9 protein-coding genes and 1 pseudogene are annotated in these 17,071 nt (G+C 60.3%); 7 read left to right on the top strand and 3 right to left on the bottom strand.

What is annotated here, in order from left to right:
• Nucleotides 1-472: 472 nt before the first annotated feature.
• A pseudogene (locus tag AXK11_RS10340) lies at nt 473-661 on the top strand (hypothetical protein); the annotation flags it as partial.
• A gap of 137 nt (nt 662-798) precedes the next feature.
• Here AXK11_RS10340 and AXK11_RS02320 read toward each other — a convergent pair.
• Entirely contained in the window at nt 799-1,632 is an 834-nt protein-coding gene (locus tag AXK11_RS02320) for a class I SAM-dependent methyltransferase (protein WP_082780776.1), read from the bottom strand.
• A 330-nt stretch (nt 1,633-1,962) separates the two neighbouring features.
• Between AXK11_RS02320 and AXK11_RS09630 the strand changes: the two genes are divergently transcribed.
• The 3 genes from AXK11_RS09630 to AXK11_RS09975 all read left to right on the top strand — a co-directional run bounded on the left by AXK11_RS09630 (nt 1,963) and on the right by AXK11_RS09975 (nt 9,146).
• Nucleotides 1,963-3,606 carry a hypothetical protein gene (locus AXK11_RS09630; protein WP_156469148.1) on the top strand — a complete coding sequence of 548 codons (1,644 nt, stop codon included), beginning with the start codon at nt 1,963-1,965 and terminating at the stop codon, nt 3,604-3,606.
• A gap of 426 nt (nt 3,607-4,032) precedes the next feature.
• Nucleotides 4,033-6,432: a DUF2264 domain-containing protein gene (locus AXK11_RS02315; protein ID WP_082780775.1), complete on the top strand. Its 2,400-nt coding sequence runs from the start codon at nt 4,033-4,035 to the stop codon at nt 6,430-6,432.
• Between the two features lie 380 nt (nt 6,433-6,812).
• Nucleotides 6,813-9,146, top strand: coding sequence for a DUF2264 domain-containing protein (locus AXK11_RS09975; protein ID WP_197456765.1), 2,334 nt, complete (start codon nt 6,813-6,815; stop codon nt 9,144-9,146).
• 270 nt (nt 9,147-9,416) lie between these two features.
• On the opposite strand, the gene dnaE is transcribed toward AXK11_RS09975, so the two are convergent.
• Nucleotides 9,417-13,187 carry a DNA polymerase III subunit alpha gene (gene dnaE / locus AXK11_RS02300; protein ID WP_068628990.1) on the bottom strand — a complete coding sequence of 1,257 codons (3,771 nt, stop codon included), beginning with the start codon at nt 13,185-13,187 and terminating at the stop codon, nt 9,417-9,419.
• Nucleotides 13,188-13,383: 196 nt separating this feature from the next.
• Here dnaE and rpsU point away from each other — a divergent pair, with 196 nt between their 5' ends.
• Entirely contained in the window at nt 13,384-13,581 is a 198-nt protein-coding gene (gene rpsU, locus AXK11_RS02295) for a 30S ribosomal protein S21 (protein WP_068628929.1), read from the top strand.
• A 442-nt stretch (nt 13,582-14,023) separates the two neighbouring features.
• On the opposite strand, the gene AXK11_RS02290 is transcribed toward rpsU, so the two are convergent.
• Nucleotides 14,024-15,082 carry an A/G-specific adenine glycosylase gene (locus AXK11_RS02290; RefSeq protein WP_068628988.1) on the bottom strand — a complete coding sequence of 353 codons (1,059 nt, stop codon included), beginning with the start codon at nt 15,080-15,082 and terminating at the stop codon, nt 14,024-14,026.
• Between the two features lie 91 nt (nt 15,083-15,173).
• On the opposite strand from AXK11_RS02290, the gene rnhC reads away from it, so the two are divergent.
• Both rnhC and rnhB read left to right on the top strand, forming a co-directional pair.
• The gene (gene rnhC / locus AXK11_RS02285; protein ID WP_068628927.1) at nt 15,174-16,211 is read left to right on the top strand and encodes a ribonuclease HIII; all 1,038 of its coding nucleotides are present in this window, start codon (nt 15,174-15,176) and stop codon (nt 16,209-16,211) included.
• 65 nt (nt 16,212-16,276) lie between these two features.
• Nucleotides 16,277-17,053 (top strand): ribonuclease HII, encoded by a 777-nt coding sequence (rnhB, locus tag AXK11_RS02280; RefSeq protein WP_068628925.1) that lies wholly within the window; start codon nt 16,277-16,279, stop codon nt 17,051-17,053.
• Nucleotides 17,054-17,071: the final 18 nt, after the last annotated feature.

Raw genomic sequence — 17,071 nt, 5'->3', positions numbered from 1 at the left:
TGGGGGAGAAAAGCCGCCCACGCTAGGCCCCGCCCCGCCTCACGCAAGGCATCTTCGAGGCCGTTTTAAAAGGCGCGGTAGCACTGCCGCCGCGCCGGAAATGGGGGCCGCAGCCGCGTCACTTATCGTCGATCACCAGAATCGAGTCCGCGACTCGCCGCCTTTCTGTAGCAGATGTGTTTGGGGTTCACCGCAGCAGCTCTTTTCTACCACACGCTTCGGATACTTATCGCCTCCAATATGGCAGAGGTGGAGCCCGAGCTCGGGATCTTCGAGTGCGACGAGAGCTATTTTGGCGGGGTACGCAAAGGTAAGATTGGCCGTGGAGTAGCAGATAAGATTTGCGTCTTTGGAATCCTCAAACGAGGCGGCAAAGGCTACAATCTCCAAGGCAGGTTCCTCTAGTTAGACTCTTTTAACTACCTTAAAAACAAGAGCTAAAGGCGATTCATTAGTCTATGCTGACAGCCTCTCAAGCTATAATATCTTGGATATTCTGGGCTTTCGACACCACCGCGTCAACCATGCCAAAACCTTTGTCTCCAAACAGGGCAACCACATCAATAGCATCGAAAGCTTCTTGGAACCAACCCAGGCGAGTCCTGCGCAAATACAACGGGATCCCCAGAAAGCACTTCCTTTTATTTCTCGAAGAATGTGAGTTCCGATTCAACTACGGCTCCCCCTTCTCAACAGATCAAAACTGTCAAAAAATGGGCCAACCTATAACCCAAAGTCAAGACAGCACCTTCTTTTATATAGGCCGCTTGTGGGATTTTATCCGCGGATACGGCTGATTCAAGAGTGCTGATGAGCGACCCAGAAGCGGCATTCGTCGGAAAACTCGCGGACCGGGCGGGGCTCGCGGGCGATGTCTCGGCGCATGGCGTCGAAGTGGTGCTGCCAGCCGGTGGCTTTCAGGTCGGCCAAGATTTCGTCGCGCGTGGGCAAGTGCATGAAGGTGCGCCCGATTGCGGCGTCTTCGTAATAACGGTCGCCGAACTCGCGCAGGGCGGGATCTTGTTTGCCGCGTGTCCAGCGTGCGGCTTCGAGCCGCCACAGGGCACGTTCCTCCGGCGAGTCCTCGCGATCATGAGTGGTGAAAAGCAGCGGTGCGCCGGGGCGACAGAGAGCGGCGAGTTGACGCAGGGCGCGCCGACGGTTCCGACGCAGCGGGATTTGCATCAGCCCGTTGAAAAGAAAGAGCGCTCCATCGAAAGGAGCCGTGCCTTGCAAAATGGGGTGTGCGGCGACGCGCGTAGCGTCGGCATGGAAGAGGGTGAGGCGCTTCTCCAGGCGGCGTTCGCAGACGAGGCTGTGGGCCTGAGCGAGGAGCTCTTCCGAAAAATCAAAAGCGTAGAGCCGCGTATAACCCGCTTCGGCGAGTGCGACTGAGACGCGGCCCGCCCCGCAACCCGCCTCAATGAGTCGGGCGTTTTTTTTAGGGAAATAGCACTCAATGAGTCGTTGCTCAGAGGCCCAGAGACCGAGCTCGTGGGCGGCTTTGGTGTAGTGGATGACCGCGCGCAGATCGTTGAAATCCGCGCGCACAGTCGCGCCTCGAATGGGAGGCTGGGAGGCGGGCTGCTTTTCCCCCACTGAAGTGGCTGTGCCTTTCGGGTCGACATGCATATTGAGCTTAGCTGCTGCGGGGAAATGGGAAGGCCTGGCGAGTCTTTCAAGCGTGCGCCCCGCTAAGGCGACCAAGGCAAGTGCCTTACGCGTGAAGCGCTGCCTATATCGGAAAACTAAAGCGCTGAAGTGGTTTCGTTTGGAGGAGGAAGTGGAGGCGCATGAAGAACGCTTTGTAACAGGCAGCCGCCCAGTTGCTGGCGCAGCGTGCCTAAGGGGTTTTTGGTATTTCAAGTCATAAACCGGGAGGTGCTGCGAACTTATCTGGGGACGTGCGGACTCTCTGTAAGCCACCTTTCACTCACAACGCAAAGCTAGCCCGGTAAGTTTATGCCCATTGATAGCGATCAAGAATCAGCTCTGTCCCTCTTAGGAGACGAGCCATTTCCAGCCAAACGCGTCTTTCTTGCAGCCCTCTTCCCAGCATTGTTCGGGATGATAGTCGGATTTCTCATTGTTCCACCTCAGGTAGGCTTCGATCCCGCCGCGGGGTTGCGAGCATGGGTTAACTTTATGAATGGAGGAACATGGAACACAATATCCGTTCCCGATCCCAATAACATCGCACAGACAACCGAGGTCGCCGTAACTTGGTGGCCCCCTGGTCAATATCTCTTCCACGGGCTGTTAAATCTAGCCGGCCTCTCTTTGGCACATGCTGCTCTGCTCCTGGCGTTTCTTTGTTCCCTCTCGGGCTGTGTTGGATCAGCCGTGTTGGCTGCCGAGCTGGGGGCTCCTGGCGAGAGCCTTCCCTGGATTGCCGCAGCTGTTGGGTGCTCCTCACAAAACTTGACTGGCTTTATTGGCTATTGGGGGGGAGAACCGCTAATTATGGCCCTATGGCCTTGGGTTGCGGTTATCGCGTGGAAACTCAGGAATAGAAGCATACTATTAGTCTGTACTCTGCCGATACTTTTTGTAATAGGATCTTATATTAAGTATTCATTTGCTATTTATGCAATTTGTATACTATTGTTTCTTTGGTCGGAGCGATTGGTTGGCTTAAGCCTGGAAGGGTTAGGTGGAGCTTCCCGAAGAATAGGAGACGTAATAAGGGTGTCTTTTCCCTTGGTTATAGTAGGTCTGTTATATGTTATACTAAGGCACTGTTTTTTAAGTGGTGAAGGGTCTCCGCTTCAAGGTTGGGAGCATAGGTATAGCCTAAGGGAAATATTGGCCTACACCCCTATGTCACCCTTGACCTCAGTCTCCAACTTTCAGGAGCCCATAGTTAGGGCTGGTATCAGGTTTTTACATAAGGAGTATGATGATGTATGGCTCTTAGTTGCCTCAATTTTTGTTTGGCTTTCGCCTTTTGCCATAATACTCTATGTGTACTTTGTTTTTCAGAGGAGGCCTCTCCTCCGCTTTGCAGGGATTGCCGCACTTACTACCGTCGTTGTATTTTCTACTTTTTACATCTTGGGGTACTCTGTTGCCCTAAGGGACCGGTACTACCAACAAGCGGGTATTCTCTTGTCTGCTGTGGTTGTCGTTTATGCATTTGAGAAAAGGAAGTTCTCAATTCTGACTCAGGTATTTGTTTTTGGGGTTATGATCTTTGGGGTTTTGAAGTTTTCCCGGTCGGTCCAGGCTGTGGAGGGGCGCTCGCCTCCTGCATACATTGGCGTGCAGGGCTTTGCCTTTATTACACCTCCCAGAGTAATAAATGAACTTCGATTAATAGCCACGCATCGTAGTTCGATTATTGCTATATCAAACCCTGCATTAGCTCTAGAGCTAGACTTTGTGAGGCATCCCTCAACCCATATTTTTCCTACTTATGGCAACGGAATTAAAGTAGCCCCTTCTTATAAGGGGCGTGTTTCCCAAATCACAATCGCTGAACCAATATGGTCCCAGAGGAACCTGAGGAGTCGGTTTGTCGACTATACTGAAGATGAGTGGACGTGTTATACTGTTGATGACTGGGTATTTTGGCAAACAGGATATTCTAGGAATGAGGGGGAATAGAGTTAGTTTGGTGATGCTTAAATAAGTCCCTTGTTTCTCTACTTAGGAGATCCTAAAAGAGGTAATGTAGGGAAGACTATGCCATCTTGGAGCGCGAGCAATTTGGGCAGATGCGTACTTTGTCGGGAGATGTACAAGTCGGGGCTGGGTTTGTACGCGGCGTTTTGTGTAGTGCCAGCACCTTCCGGGGTTGCCGGTGATATTTTTTACTTATCGTACCATTGCTCTCATTTTGCGAATTCAATCAAGCAGCAACGCCACCCAGCTCAAAACGACCTCTCACTACCCCAAGTAGGGACGTACTGGCTGCTTCCTAAAAAAGGTAGAAGACCGTAGTTTTCCGCTGGCTTTCGGGACATTACGCATATAGGGCTTTGTCCGCCTGCATTGGGACATTCCACAGTGCAGGCTTGCCCCCTTTCCCCTATGGCTATTCATCGATTGTTAATTCTTGTTATATCGCTTGCCGCGACTGGCTGCACTATTTTTGCAGAAACAAGTATTCCGGTACGTGCTGGGACTTCTACGGCATTGTACGAGGAAACTGATCCGGCAGCGATCCGGCAAGAGTGGGTGGCTTGGGCCACCAAACTTGCCGAGCCGATTTTTGACGCGCTCGATAAGCGTGAGCTCAAATTGAGAATGCCGGTCGAAACAAGGGCTACCCACGCACCCATACCAGTCTCAGGGTTTGACCGCAGTGCCGTTAACCACCTGGAAGCCCTTAGTCGGCTTCTCGCTGGGATCGCCCCTTGGCTGGAGCTTGGTCCAGACGACACGCCAGAGGGGCAGTTGCGCGGGAAAATGGCGGAGGCTGCCCGTCGGGCGATCGATGCAGCTACCGATCCTGACTCTCCCGATCAGATGAACTTTTTGACGGGCGGACAACCACTCGTTGATGCAGCGTTTCTAGTGCAAGCGACTTTCCGGGCACCGCGCGAACTTTGGGAAAAGCTGGAGCCTCGGGTTAAGGCCAATCTCATTGCTCGCCTGAAAGAGACCCGCAACGTACAACCTAGAGTGAATAATTGGCAGTTATTCTCGGCATTCGTCGAGCTTGCCATCGCCCGGGGAGGCGAACCTCGGGACGACTCGCGCCTTTTCCCCGCCCTGGAAAACTTCCAGAAATGGTATCTCGGCGACGGAACCTATGGAGACGGTCCCGAGTTCCGGTGGGATTACTATAACTCTTATGTAATCCAGCCGATGCTGCTCGGCATCCTGGATGAGGTAGCCCACGAGAGCGAAGCCCTCCGTCAGTTCCAAAGAGAGGCCCTTGCTGCGGCGCAACGCTATGCGGTTTTACAGGAACAGCTTGTCGCCCCCGACGGAAGCTTCCCTGCGATCGGACGCTCAATCACCTACCGTGCCGGTGCCCTTCAAACCCTGGCAGACATCGCGCTCCGGCGCGAATTGCCAGAGCCCGTGGTCACGCGCACCGAAGACGGAAATACCATCCACATCGTCCGTCCCGCTCCCCCAGCTGCGGCGGTGCGCACTGCACTTACCCGTGCTATCCGGCGCACACTTGATGCACCGGGCACTTTTGACGAAAAGGGCTGGCTGCGCATTGGCCTCGCTGGCCATCAACCCCTGCTTGCCGAGCATTACATTGGTACCGGTAGTCTTTATCTGTGCAGCGTAGCTTTCCTGCCGCTCGGACTACCGCCCGACGATCCATTCTGGAGCGATCCGTACGCCCCGACGTCTTCGGAGCGAATCTGGAGCGGGGAAAATGACGTTTGGCCTGACCGAGCTCTGTACAACCTGCCAGCACCTGAAACGCCGCTGGAGCCTGCAGTTCGCGCCGCCCGCTGGCAACTAGCTGATCTGGATCGCACAAAGGAGGATTTGCGCCGCTGGGAGCATGCTACGTTTTGGATTGGACTAGCTGGCCTGGCCGATATGGACGGCACCCCTGCCGACATTCGCGAGGCGGTCTTGGAGATAGGGCGCCACTATCGCTGGCAAAAGATCTATGATCGGCCATTTCATGCTGACGACCAAGCGATGACCCAAGCTTACTTGTGGATGGCACGTAATGGCGCGGGGAAAGCTGCGCTTGAGCCGACCAAGTCAATTTTTGATCGAGTGGTGGCCGAGCACCCTCGCGTACATTTGGCCCTTACCCTGCGGGATAAATCTTACTCGCCAAACCCCCAGCCTCAGGATCGTTGGTCGTGGGTTGATGCGCTGTTTATGGCACCGCCTGCAATGTTCCAGCTGTCCAAACAAACGGGTGACGCGCGCTACCGCGACCATGCGTTGCGCGAATGGTGGGCCTGCACGGACTTCCTCTACGACCCGGTTGAGAGGCTCTACTTTCGCGACAACCGTTTTTTCGATCAGCGCGACGAACGAGGAAACAAGATCTTTTGGTCTCGTGGCAACGGTTGGGCGTTTGCGGCGATGGCGCGCTCGTTGCCCCTGCTGGACACAAACAGTCCTGATGCACAGCGGATGCGCGGGCTGTTTGTAGAGATGGCCGAGCGTCTGATCGAACTGCAAAAGGAAGACGGCTACTGGTCACCATCGCTACTGTCCCCGGAAGGCTCCTCGCCCGAAACCAGCGGCACAGGCTTTTTCACCTACGGCCTCGCTTGGGGCATCAACGCCGGCCTGCTCGACCGCGAACGCTTCGAACCAGCGGCACGAAAGGGCTGGTCTGCTTTAAAGCGCGCAGTCCAGCCGAATGGCAAGTTGGGCTACGTGCAGCGGGTCGCCAGCAGCCCGGGGCAAGTAGATAAGGACGATACTCATTACTATGGCGTGGGTGCGCTGCTTATGGCTGCTTGCGAAATCACCAAACTGGACGTTGCGAAATAGTGAGCAGGCTAAGCCTGCCTTTGTTGTAGCGAGTTAAGCCCGCGCCAAGTGGCGCGTTTCTTCGCAGTCATTTTTTAAAGGGCCCGAGTGCATCACAGCACCCGGGCCCTTTGCTCTGGGGGAAGGCCCTGCGGGCGGATGCGGCATTAACTATTTTTCGCTCAATTGAGCACGTTGGCATCTTGCAATTTCGTTTGAACCGTGCGGCCTACGTGGAATCCCGCATTTTCGTATGCGGAATATCCCCCCCTTCGTTCCCTAAATCCCTGATCCCCTAAATCCGTATGAGTAAGATAGGTTATTCCCTGCTCTTTAGAGCTGCCCCAGTAGTGGGGTTGTTCCAATTTCTTGCCGGGCCGTTTCACGCACGGGCGCGTCTCTTGGCCAGAGGCAGTTCTTCGTCAATTCGTGCGCTGCTCCTTGCGCTGCTTGGTTTTCCTTTGTTTGGCCAGGCGCAGGCGTCGCCTGCAAATCTGAATGAAGAAACTGATCCGGTGGCGATTCGCGCGCAGTGGGTGGCTTGGGCGACCCAGCTCGCCGAGCCGATTTTTGACGCGCTTGATGCGCGCGAGTTCAAGTTGAGGATGCCAATCGAAACTCGGGCGACGCACGAGTCCGGGGGCGACGTTCATGGTCGTGACGAGTTTGCGCATCTGGAGGCGCTTGGTCGGCTTCTTGTCGGCATCGCCCCTTGGTTGGAGCTCGGGCCCGATGACACGCCCGAAGGCCAACTGCGCGGACGGCTCGCGGAAGCTGCGCGCCGCGCAATCGATGCGGCGACCGACCCCGATTCTCCAGACAGGATGAATTTTTCAGAAAACTGGCAGCCGCTGGTTGATGCGGCTTTTCTTGCGCAGGCGACTTTTAGAGCCCCGCGCGAACTTTGGGAAAAGCTGGAGCCTCGTGTTCAGGCAAATCTCATCGCCCGATTGAAAGAGTCGCGCAAGGTCCCCTTCGCCAACTCGGGTAACTGGCAGTTGTTTTCGGCTTTCGTTGAGGTTGCCCTTGCCCGAGGTGGCGAGCCTCGCGACGACTCGCGCCTTTTTCCCGCGTTAGAAAATTTCCAGAAATGGTACCTCGGTGACGGGACCTACGGGGATGGCCCTCAACTCCGCTGGGACTATTACAACTCCTATGTGATCCAGCCGATGTTGCTCGGTGTTCTGGACGAGGTGGCCCACGAGTCTGAAGCGCTTCGCCAGCATCAAAGAGAGGCCCGTGTTGTGGCGCGGCGCTACGCGGAAGTTCAGGAGCGGCTTATCGCGCCCGACGGCAGTTTCCCTGCAACGGGGCGCTCGATTGTGTATCGTGCTGGTGCCCTTCAAACTCTGGCCGATATTGCGCTGCGGCGCGAGTTGCCGGGCTCCGTCCCCCCCGCGGCTGCGCGCACGGCGCTCACCCGTGCGATTCGGCGCACTCTTGAAGCTCCGGGTACTTTTGACGAAGAGGGTTGGTTGCGGCTCGGCCTCGTGGGGAGCCAGCCTTTCTTGGCCGAACACTATATCAGCACGGGCAGCCTTTATTTGTGCAGTGTGGCCCTGTTGCCGCTCGGGCTGCCGCCCGACGATCCGTTCTGGAGTGACCCACATGCACCCACGTCTTGGGAGCGCGTCTGGGGCGGCGAGCGCAGCGTTCAGCTCGACCACTCACTGCGCAGCCTGCCAGCTCCCGAATCTCCGCTGGAGCTCGCCGTCCGCTCCGCGCGCTGGCAGTTGACGCAAGCCGGTGCGATAAAAGCCCTGCAGAGCTGGGAGCATGCGGCATTCTGGATCGGTATGACCGCGCTTGCGGATACGGATGGCGCGCCCGCCGACATCCGCGAGGCGATCATGAAGATGGGCCGCAGCAACAATTGGCAGCCCGCCAAAGAGAGCTGGCGGCCAGTCGGGGAGCCGTATCATGGGGATGATCAGGCGATTTCCCAAGTTTACCTGTGGGCTGTGCGCAATGGTGCGGGCAAGGCCGCCCTCGAGCCGACGATTGGAGTCTTCGAGGAGACATTGGCCGAGCAACCCCGCGGCCACATAAGAGACTTGAACCCCGGTGCCTCGGGAGGTGTCTGGACTTGGTGTGATGCGCTCTTCATGGCGCCGCCTGCGATGTTTGAGTTGTCCAATCAAACGGGCGACGCGCGCTACCGCGATCACGCCCTGCGCGAGTGGTGGGCGACGACCGACTTTCTCTACGATCCGGTCGAGCGTCTCTACTACCGCGACAAGCGTTTCTTCGAGCTGCCTGACCATCAGGGGCACAAGCAGTTCTGGTCCCGCGGTAATGGCTGGGTATTCGCGGGGATGGCGCGCTCGCTTCCCCTGCTGGACGCAGGCAGCCCCGATGCGGAGCGGATGCGCGGGATATTTGTCGAGATGGCCGAGCGTCTGATCGAGTTGCAAAAGGATGATGGCTACTGGCCGCCCTCGTTACTGTCTCCCGAGGGCTCTCCGCCTGAGACGAGCGGCACAGGCTTTTTCACCTACGGTCTGGCTTGGGGCATCAATGCCGGACTGCTCGACCGCGAACGCTTTGAGCCCGCAATGCGAAAGGGCTGGTCTGCGCTAAAGCGCGCAGTCGAGCCCAATGGTAAACTGGGCTACGTGCAGCGGGTCAGCGCCCGCCCCACAGCGGTGAGTAAGGAAGAGACTCACTTCTATGGCGTCGGTGCGCTGTTGCTGGCCGCCAGCGAAATCACCAAGCTGGACGCCACAAAACAGTGAGCGCACAGCCCCGCCGCCGTCGTTGCGAACCAGCCGTGGCCCGGTAGTTCGCCCCTTCCACAGTGTTTCACTCAAAGGCCCGTGTGTCAGCGCACGGGCCTTTTGCTTGGCCGCGAGGCTGTACTGGCTGTTCCTTCAACAGGCTCCAATTGAAGGACTCCCTCCAGCTTCGCGAGCTCGGCGGCTTGTAATCTCTCCTGCCTGCTCCTCCCCAGCGTGGTTGTGGAGCTGCGGTGCTACGATGCGTGGCTGGCTGGCGGCGCGCGTGGCCTAGCTGCGGGTTGACCAGCGGCGGTCGTTTTTGAGCTCCAGCGGCTTGGTTTCGATTTGCACGCCGGCGGTGGCGGGGTGGGCGCGGAGTCGCTGGAAGGCTTGCGGGTCGAGTCGCCAGCTAAGGGCGGTGCTGATGTCGGCGAGTGCGGCTACGCGCGGCGCGTTGGGTGTGGCGGTCGCCATTTCCGTTGCCGTTGCCGAGGCGGCGGAGGCTTGGTCGGCAGGGAAGAGGAATCCGAGGTGCAGGCGGGTGTCGCCGCTTTGGCCGTCGAGGGTTGCGCGCAGTTGCTGGAGAAAGTCGGGGAGCTGCGGGTGCTCGGGGTGAAGCAGCCAGGTGATGGCGCGGATGTGCGCGGGCAGTGCGGTGTCGAGCGGGTAGCACTCGCGTATGTTGAGGCGCGGGCCTTCGTCGCCGATCATGACGTTGCCCTGGACGAGGATGGGCGTTTCGGAGCTCAGGTGGCTGCCGTAGCGGTCGTAGGCTTCGGAAAACATGTTGAGCGCGAGCGAGGCGTGGCGCGTCGCCAGGGTGAAGGCGGCCCAAGGGCGGTTGTCTTTGCGCGAGAGGCGACGGACGATGTTTCCGGCGATGCCGCAGAGGCGGAAGTCGCGGCGTTCGCTAAGCTGCAAGAGTTGTTCGACGGGGTAGGTGTCAATCGCTTCGGCCAGCCCGTTGTAGAGGTTCATGGGGTGGCCGGAGACGTAGAAACCGAGGAGCTCTTTCTCGAATTGGAGTTTCTGTGCGGTGCTGAAGTCGCCCTCTGCGGCGGGCTGGTTTTGCGCGTCGCCAGCACTTGTGGTTTGCCCTGCCGCGCTCGCAGTCGGGCTGCCGTCGCCGCCGCCCGTTTTTCGGGCAGCGCTCGCGGGCGGTGGCTCGGCAGCGAGGATGTCGAAGAAGCTGTTTTGGCCAGCGGCGCGGTCGCGGGCGAGTGCGGCGGCTTGGGCGAGTGCGGCGTCGATGCCTTCGAAGAGCACTTGGCGCGGCGCGCCGGTGTAGTCGAAGGCGCCCGTTTTAATGAGGTGTTCGAGGACGCGTTTGTTGGCCGCGCGCGAGTCGATGCGGGCGATGAAGTCGTCGAAGTCTTTGTAGGGGCCGTGTTGCTCGCGCTCTTCGATGATGCGCTGGGAGGCCGCCTCGCCGACGCCCTTGATGCCCGCGAGGCCGAAGCGGATCTTCGCGCCGACGGGGGTGAAGCTCTCGCGCGATTCGTTGATGTGGGGGCCCAGGACGGTGAGGCCCATCGCCTCGCATTCGGCGATGAAGTGGGCGACCTTGTCGGCGTTGCCGAGCTCGGCAGTGAGGACGGCGGCCATGAACTCGACGGGGTAGTTGGCCTTCAGGTAAGCGGTCTGATAGGCGACGAGCGCGTAGGCGGCGGAGTGCGATTTGTTAAAACCGTATTGGGCGAACTTGTTGAGGAGCTCGAAGATCTCGTCGGCCTTGGCTTCGCGGATGCCGTGTTTTTCGTGCGCGCCGCGGACGAAGCGTTCGCGCTCCTTGGCCATCGCGGCGGCGTCTTTCTTGCCCATGGCGCGGCGGAGCATGTCGGCCTCGCCGAGGCTGTAGCCGGCGATGAGCTGGGCGCACTGCATGACTTGTTCCTGGTAGACGATGATGCCGTAGGTCTCGCGCAGGATGTCTTCGAGGAGCGGGTGTGGGTAGGAAATGGTGTCGGGCTGCTTTTTCCCGCGGGCGTAGTCGGGGATGAACTGCATGGGGCCCGGGCGGTACAGGGCGGAGATGGCGTTGATGTCGTCGATGTTGGAGATGCCGACCTGGCGGGCGGCGTTTTGCATGCCGCCGGATTCGAGCTGGAAGACGCCGACGGTCTTGCCCGCGTTGAGCAGCTCGTAGGTGCGGGCGTCGTCCAGCGGGATGCTGTCGATGTCGAAGTCGGGCTGGCTGGTGCGGCGCACGTGAGCGACGGCGTCGGCGATGACGGTCAGGGTTTTGAGGCCCAGGAAGTCCATTTTCAGCAGGCCGAGCTTATCGACTGCTTTCATGGAAAACTGCACCGTGACGTCGCCTTCCTGGAGGGTGAGGGGGACGAAGTTATCGAGCGGCTGATCGGTGATGATGATGCCCGCAGCGTGCTTGCCGGTGTTGCGCACGAGGCCTTCGAGGACGAAGCCTTGGTCGATGATTTTTTTGGCGAGCGGGTTGCGCTCGTACTCGTTTTTGAGCTCGGCGGAGCGGTTGAGCGCGTCGCGTAGCTCGATGTTGATCTCGTCGGGGATCATCTTGGCGAGCCGGTCGGCCTCGGCAAAGGGCAGGTCATGGACGCGCGAGATGTCGCGTACGACCATCTTTGCCCCGAGGGTGCCGTAGGTGATGATGTTTGCCACGCAATCGCGCCCGTACTTGTCGCGCACGTAGTCGATGACTTCGCTGCGGCGGCGCATGCAGAAGTCGATGTCGAAGTCGGGCGGCGACACGCGCTCGGGGTTGAGGAAGCGCTCGAAGAGCAGGCCGAAGCGGATCGGGTCGATGTTGGTAATGCCGAGCAGGTAGGCGACCAGGCAGCCCGCGCCGGAGCCGCGTCCGGGGCCCACGGGGATGTCGCGCTGCTTGGCCCAGTAAATGAAGTCCCAGACGACGAGGAAGTAGTCTACGAAGCCGGTGACTTCGATGATCGCCTGCTCGTAGCCGAGCCGCACGACGAGCTCCTGCTCGCGCGTGAGTCCGGCGTAGTCGGGCGGCTGCGGTTTTTGGCCCTCGGGCCGATTGTGGATGAGGTCGAGGCGCCCGGCCGCGGCGGGCTCGGTGCAGACTTGCTCGTAGTCGACCTGGTAGCGCGCTCGCAGGCCCTCGACGCAGAGCTGGTGGAGATATTGGGCGGGCGTTTTTTCGCTGCGGATCTCGGGCGGGAGCGGGTATTTGGGGTAGCGCTCGGAGCCCTTGGGGTAGGGGATTTCGAGGTTACACATGTCGGCCACGAGCTGTGTGTTGCTGAGCGCCTCGGGCACTTCGCTAAAGACGCGCGCCATCTCGTCGCGCGATTTCAGGTAAAACTGCGTGGTGCTGAATTTGAAGCGTCCAGGGTCGCTGAGTTTGGCCGCGGTCTGGATGCACAGCAACGTGTCGTGCGGGCTGGCGTCGCTCGCGTTGATGTAGTGCACATCGTTTGTGCAGACGACTCGCAGGTCGAATTCCTCGGCGAGCCGGAGCAGCCCGGGGATGATTTTCTTTTGCTCGGGGATGCCGTGGTCTTGCAGTTCGACGAAGTAATTCTCGCGACCGAAGATATCGACAAAGCGCGCGCAAGCGCGGCGTGCCTCCTCTTCGCGATCATGCAAAAGGTGCTGCGGGATGAGCGCGGCGAGGCCGCCAGTGAAGCCGATCAAACCGCGCGCGTGCGCAGCGAGTATCTCCATGTCCGTGCGCGGCTTGTAGTAAAAGCCGCGCAGGTGGGCATCGGACACGAGCTTGAGCAGGTTGTGGTAGCCCTCCAGGTCGCGCGCGAGCAGCCCTTGCTGGAAAGTGGTTTTCCCCTCGGTTTTGGCATCATCGGCGTGGCCCGCTTTTTCGAGTCGGGAGGTCTCTACGAGATTCATATCGCAACCGATGAGCGGCTTGATGCCCTTGGCGCGCGCGGCCTCGTAAAACGCTATCGCGCCAAAGAGGTTGCCGCGATCAGTGATTGCCAGAGCGGACATGCCCAGCTCGGTGGTGCGCTTCATCAAGCGGTCGATGCGGCAGGCTCCGTTGAGTACGCTGTAGTCGGTGTGGACGTGGAGGTGGACGAAGTTTTGATCGGTCGCGGACACTTGGCCGCAGAGCCCAAAACCGAGGTTGGGTGCGCGCAAGTCTCAAGGCTGCCTTTGGCCGCCGCTTGCGCGCGCCCCTGCGGACTGCGCGGGGGAAGCGGCTGGCGGCCCCCCAAAAAACCGTTGACGGGCGCGGGTGGCTGTCGCTTGCTGCCCGACTTTTCCCGCTTCCCAGTAACGACTCCGCCACTCTTCCATGCCCATCGAAATCAAGATCCGCAAAAACGAGCCTATCGACCGTGCGATTCGCCGGATGAAGAAGAAGCTCGACCGCGAGAACATCATCAAAGGCGTCCGTGCAAACCGTTACTACGAGAAGCCCTGCGAGAAGCGCCGTCGCAAGAACAAGGTGCAGGCCTTTACCCAGATGCTGCGCCGCCGCTACGCCGAGTAGCACTGGAGTCGCCAGTCCCACCCACTGCGCGTGGGGCGGGAGAGAGGGGTAGCCCTGCGCGGGCAGCGGTGGTCGGTGACCACTTCCATTTACTGTGCGGCTTTCTGTCGGGCGGAACGCCCGACGAACAAGCCGCACAGTAAGGAATTCCCGACCTCCGGTCGCGGTCTTCGACCGTCTCTTTTTGCGCGTCGTCGTTGCCGACGCGCGTCAGAGCAACGTTTATCCGTAAACTTTTTCGCTGCGCCCCAATGGGTTTCTCGCTCCATCCGCGCTTTGGGATTCCTCGCCTGTCGCAAAGCGACAGGGAGGATGCCCCGTTAAATTTGCGATTTTGTCTGGGCGCGAAGCGCCCAGACAAAATCGCAAATTCAATGGCATGTGGCGCCCCGCCACCGCTTCACGCGTAGTGGGGCCTTTTCAAATCTATTGAGCACACGACTTAGGGCGTTGCCCTCAAGAGTTCGCGCACCCAACGGCGGTGTGGGCCGGAGAGGGTGATGGCTTCCAGCTCGTCGAGAGCGATCCACTCCAAGTCGGCGGGGAGCGGCTCGGGCGCTTCGGCGGCGAAGATGTTTTCCGTAATCTGATAGCGGGTGATGCCGCGTTTTTTGGTGAGAAGGGGTTTTGCCGTTGTGCCAAAAAAATCGCCTGCGCGGGTTCCCAGTTGTTCGGCGCTGGGCAGTTCGTAGAGGTGGGCGAGCCGTCGGGATTTTGCCGGTGTGCGGTGCAGGAGGAGCTTCCCGTTTTTCACACACCAAGCCCGCGCGACCGTGAGTTTCTCGATCTGCCTGGGCGCGAGGCGCGGATAGTTTTCGGGCTCAAGTCCGCGCGAGTGGCAGGCGCACAGTGTGCGCACGGGGCAGGTGAGGCAGAGCGGCTTGCGGCGCAGGCACAGGGTCGCGCCGAGCTCCATCATGGCCTGGTTGTGATCACCCGGGGCGGCGGTGTTGAGCAGTGCGCTGGCGAGCGGCGCGAAGGTCTTGGCGGCGGTGCTGCTGTCGCGGTAGGGTGTGCCGTCGGCACTCAGGCGGGCGAGGATGCGCACGACATTGCCATCAACGACGGCGGCGTGCGCGCCGAAGTTGATGCTCGTGATCGCGGCGGCGGTGTAGGGCCCGATGCCCGGCAGGCTGAGCCATTCTTCGGGGCGGCGCGGCGGTTCGGGGAGCGGGGCCAGCGCGCGGGCGAGTTTGTGGAGGTTGCGCGCGCGACTGTAGTAGCCGAGGCCCTCCCAGAGTTTTAGAACTTGGGCTTCGGGCGCGGCTGCCAGTGCGGCAAAGTCGGGCAGCGCGGCGATCCAGCGTGCGAAGTACGGGAGCACGGTTTTGACCTGCGTTTGCTGGAGCATGAACTCGCTGACGACCGTCTTGTAGAGCGAGGGCGCGTTGCGCCACGGGAGTACGCGCGCGTGCCGCCGGTACCAGTCGAGCAGGGCTGCGCGAAATGGGGCGGCGGCGGCGATGAGGGCGGCTTGAGGGTTGTCGGGGCGGTCGGGCAAGAGGCGGGCGAGCAAGGGCGAAAACGGGCGTCCGCGCCAGCGGGCATTTTCTCTTTGTGCTTGTTGGCGAAACCGTGGCTAGTCGTGAGGCATGGCTAAACGCGCGGCGAGTGCTGGGGCAGGTGATGCTCCGGCGCCCAAAACTCTCAGTCTCTACACGATAAAGCTCGATTTGTCGCAGCAGCAGAAACTGCGCGCGTATTGCGAGTCGCGCGGCTGGGAGCGCGTGGAGCTGGCCTACACGCACTTCGCATTCAAGTCGGCTGAGGCGCGGCTCAACATCGCCGCGTACACGAGCGACAAGGTCGTCATCGCGGGCAAGGGCACGGAGGACTTTGTCAAAAACGTGCTAGAGCCAGAGATCACCGGCGAGGCGCAGCTCGGCTACGAGGAGCTCCAGCATCCTGAGTGGTTTGAGCCGCATGCGGGGCTCGACGAGAGCGGCAAGGGCGACTTCTTCGGGCCGCTCATTGCGGCCACCGTTATCGCAAATCGGGACGCGATTGAGGCGTGGCGCGAGGCCGGCGTGCAGGACTCCAAGAAGATGACCGACGGGCGGATCGTAGCACTGGATCGGCTGATCCGGGCGAGCAGCGGCGTGGTCGTGCGTACCTGTTTTTGTAAAACGATGGCCAAGTACAACGCGCTGATGTCGCGCCCGAGTGCGAACCTGAACCGGCTCCTCGGCTGGCAGCACGCGAAGGCACTGGCGGAGGCACTGAAGGTGCGGCCTGTCGAGTGGGGTTTGCTCGACCAATTCAGCGAGCAACCGCTCGTGCAGCGCGAGTTGCGGAAATTCCAGGACGAGCTGCCGGTCGGTTTTGAGCTGAAGATGCGGCCGAAGGCGGAGGCCGATCCAGTCGTCGCGGCAGCCTCAATCATCGCGCGCGCCGAGTATGTGCGGCAGATGCACACGCTGTCCGAAAAGTTTGGCGAGCCGCTGCAAAAGGGCGCAGGCCCGCTGGTGAAAAAACAGGCCGCGCAGATCATCGAAAAGTTTGGCACGCGGGCACTGGGCGACTTTGCGAAACTGCACTTCCGCACCGCTTACGAAGTGGTGGCCGACCTCGGCAAACTGGACGAGCTGCCGCTGCGGCCACCGGCACCGAAGCTGGAGCGCCAGGGCTGACGCGTCCCACCAGCTCCTCCTCCCGCGCGACGACCGGCAGAACAGGCGGCAGCAACCCGAGCACGATGGCCAGGCGGCGACAGCTTCGCAGTTTTGATCTTAAAAAAATCGCAGGCTACGCGGGGCTGATCGGCGTGGACGAGGCGGGGCGCGGTGCGCTGGCGGGGCCAGTGGTGGCAGCCGCGGTGCTCGTCACGCGCGACTTTCTGGAAGGGCGCTGGGCGCTCGCCAACGCGGGCCGTGTGAACGATTCGAAGCAGCTGAGCGCGCTTGAGCGCGAGGCCCTGTGCTTCGACTTCGAGGTGCTCGCCGGTCAGGCGCAGTTGCGGTTGCATTGGGGCCTGGCCGATGTCGACGAGATCGCGCAGCTCAACATCCTGGGCGCGACCAAGCTCGCGATGCGCCGCGCGCTGGAGGGGCTCTATCCGCCCTCGGCCTTTGCACCCGAGCGCCCGCCGGAGCCGGACTTGTTTTCGGGGCCGGAGGCACTGAGCGCTTACCAGCCGCCCGCCAACGCGCAGATCTTGATCGATGGGCTCGCGCTGCGCCACTTCCCCTATCCGCACGTGGGCATCGTCAAGGGCGACGCCCGCTCGCTGTGTATCGCGATGGCCTCCGTAGTCGCCAAGGTGAAGCGCGACCGGCTCATGCGGGAGCTCGCGCGCGAGTTTCCCGCGTACGGCTTCGAGCAGCACAAGGGCTACGGCACCGAGCAGCACCGCGAGGCTCTGCTCGCCCACGGGCGCTCGCCGCAGCATCGGGAGGTTTTCCTGCGCAAGCTCTTCGCGCGCCGCGTCGATCCCGGCCAAGGCGACTTTCTCGCTTCAGTATCGAGCGATTGAGCGGCTCTTATGTGGGAA

It is taken from the genome of Cephaloticoccus primus, from assembly GCF_001580015.1.
Lineage (GTDB): Bacteria > Verrucomicrobiota > Verrucomicrobiia > Opitutales > Opitutaceae > Cephaloticoccus > Cephaloticoccus primus.
This window is presented reverse-complemented; position numbering and strand designations above follow the sequence as displayed.

Bases quoted from the DNA above. Each gene is read 5' to 3' on its own strand.
- rpsU (WP_068628929.1), top strand. From the start codon at position 13,384: ATGCCCATCGAAATCAAGATCCGCAAAAACGAGCCTATCGACCGTGCG.
- rnhC (WP_068628927.1), top strand. From the start codon at position 15,174: ATGGCTAAACGCGCGGCGAGTGCTGGGGCAGGTGATGCTCCGGCGCCC.
- AXK11_RS02315 (WP_082780775.1), top strand. From the start codon at position 4,033: ATGGCTATTCATCGATTGTTAATTCTTGTTATATCGCTTGCCGCGACT.
- AXK11_RS02320 (WP_082780776.1), bottom strand. From the start codon at position 1,632: ATGCATGTCGACCCGAAAGGCACAGCCACTTCAGTGGGGGAAAAGCAG.
- rnhB (WP_068628925.1), top strand. From the start codon at position 16,277: ATGGCCAGGCGGCGACAGCTTCGCAGTTTTGATCTTAAAAAAATCGCA.
- AXK11_RS09630 (WP_156469148.1), top strand. From the start codon at position 1,963: ATGCCCATTGATAGCGATCAAGAATCAGCTCTGTCCCTCTTAGGAGAC.